The 1590-nt window shown below is 69.4% G+C and carries 1 protein-coding gene; it reads left to right on the top strand.

The annotated features are described in order from the left end of the window. On the top strand, positions 1–1448 hold a 1448-nt coding region (locus WAZ62_RS02210; RefSeq protein WP_422641900.1), incomplete at its 5' end, for a GspE/PulE family protein. Positions 1449–1590: the final 142 nt, after the last annotated feature.

Below are 1590 nucleotides of genomic sequence, written 5' to 3'. Positions count from 1 at the left end.
CCGCGGGGCGGATCGCGCCGCGTTTCCTGCGCCGGGTGCGCGCCCTGCCGCTGGCGCAGACCGAGGCGGGTCTTGATGTCGCCTTCGTCGATCCGCTCGATCCCTACGCCCGTCAGGCGCTCGAATTCACCCTGCGTTGTCCGGTACGCCCTTTCGTCGCCCGGGCGAGCGATGTCGAACAGGCGCTCGATCGCCTGTGCGGCGCGGCGCCGGGCGAATCCGGCGGCGGTGCCGACGAGGCGGCGGATGATGCCGATATCGAGCGGATGCGCGATCTCGCCAGCGACGCGCCGGTGGTGCGGGTCGTCAACGCCGTGATCATGCGCGCGGTCGAGGCGCGGGCGTCGGACATCCATCTCGAGCCGGGCGAGGACGGGCTGAAGCTGCGGATGCGCGTCGACGGCGCCCTGATCGAATGCGAGACCCTGCCGGCGGCGATGCGGAACAGTATCGTCTCGCGCATCAAGGTCATGGCCAATCTCGACATCGCCGAACGGCGCCTGCCCCAGGACGGGCGTTTGCGCCTCGCGGTGCGGGGTCAGGATATCGATTTCCGCGTCGCCACCTCGCCGGTCATTCATGGCGAGAGCGTCGTTTTGCGCATTCTCGACCGCTCCCATCTCTCGCTCGATTTCGATGCCCTCGGCTTTGGCGAGGCGATGAAGGCGCAATGGCTGAAGATCCTGCGCCGGCCCCATGGCATCGTCCTCGTCACCGGCCCGACCGGCAGCGGCAAGACGACGACGCTCTATGCCTCGCTCGCCGCGCTCAACACGCCCGAGCGCAAGATCCTGACCATCGAGGATCCGATCGAATACCGCCTGCAGGGCATCAGCCAGACCCAGGTGCGCCACAAGATCGGCCTCGGCTTCGCCGAATCCCTGCGCTCCTTCCTGCGCCAGGACCCGGATGTGATGATGGTCGGCGAAATCCGCGATCTCGAAACCGTGCAGGTCGCGATCCAGGCGGCGCTGACCGGCCACACCATCCTGTCGACACTGCACACAAATGACGCGCCGAGCGCGGTCACCCGGCTTCTCGACATGGGGGCGGAGCCCTATCTGATCGCCTCCACCCTGAATGCCGTGCTGGCCCAGCGGCTGGTGCGCCGCCTGTGCCCTCATTGCCGCGAGCCCTACCGGCCGACGGCGGAGGCGCTTGCCGCCCTTGGCCCCGGCGCCGTGCCGGCGGGCGAGATCCATTTCCACCGCGAGGTCGGCTGCGAAGCCTGTGGCGGCAGCGGGTTCCGGGGCCGGCTGGCCATTCTCGAATTGCTGCCCATGAGCGAGGCGGTCTCCCGTCTCGTCCTCGGCCGGGCGGAAGCGCGGGAAATCGCCCGCGCCGCCATGGACGAGGGGATGCGCCCCATGCTGGCCGACGGTATCGACAAGGTGGTGGCGGGCGAGACCACCATCGAGGAAGTCCTGCGCGTGACGCGGGAGGGCTGACGGCGTGAAGAGCTTCCGCTATCGCGCCGTCGTCATGCGCACCGGCGAAATCCGTCAGGGCACGGTCGAGGGCCGCGACCGCGAAGCGGCGATCGAGGCCTTGCGCGTCGCCGGCCTGATGGCCATCGAGGCGGTGGAGGGC

This window comes from Zavarzinia sp. (genome assembly GCF_049306435.1).
Classification (GTDB): Bacteria; Pseudomonadota; Alphaproteobacteria; order Zavarziniales; family Zavarziniaceae; genus Zavarzinia.
Note: the sequence above shows the minus strand (reverse complement) of the source record. Positions and strands in the feature narration are given on the sequence as shown.